The sequence below is a fragment of the Streptomyces katrae genome (assembly GCF_000966975.1).
Classification (GTDB): domain Bacteria; phylum Actinomycetota; class Actinomycetes; order Streptomycetales; family Streptomycetaceae; genus Streptomyces; species Streptomyces katrae.
Genome location: NZ_JZWV01000673.1, coordinates 1 through 272, shown reverse-complemented (window position 1 = coordinate 272; position 272 = coordinate 1). Strand labels below are relative to the sequence as shown.

Annotated in this window: 1 protein-coding gene; it reads left to right on the top strand. The window is 83.1% G+C overall.

All coding sequences use genetic code 11. The features are described from left to right. Nucleotides 1-272, top strand: a 272-nt coding sequence (locus VR44_RS23665) for a hypothetical protein (protein ID WP_045949596.1), incomplete at both ends; no start/stop codon positions are given.

Here is a 272-nt window from a genome sequence, read left to right as displayed (position 1 = left end):
ACCTGGCGGCGGCAACGGCCGTCCCCGACGAGGAGGTCGCCGGCATCCTGGAGGCGGCCGCCGCCTCCGCGACCCGGCGCGGCGGCGCGCTGACGGCGGTGACCTGGCTGAGCCGGGCGGCCGAGCTCAGCGAGAACCCCGACGGCCGGTCCCGGCGGCTGGCCGAAGCGGCCTTCGTCGCCGGCCACGCCGCCCGCCCCGGCCACGCGCACCGGCTGGCCCGGACCGGCCTCGCGCCCGGTGCGGCGCAGCCGCCGGGCGCGGTGCTGGCG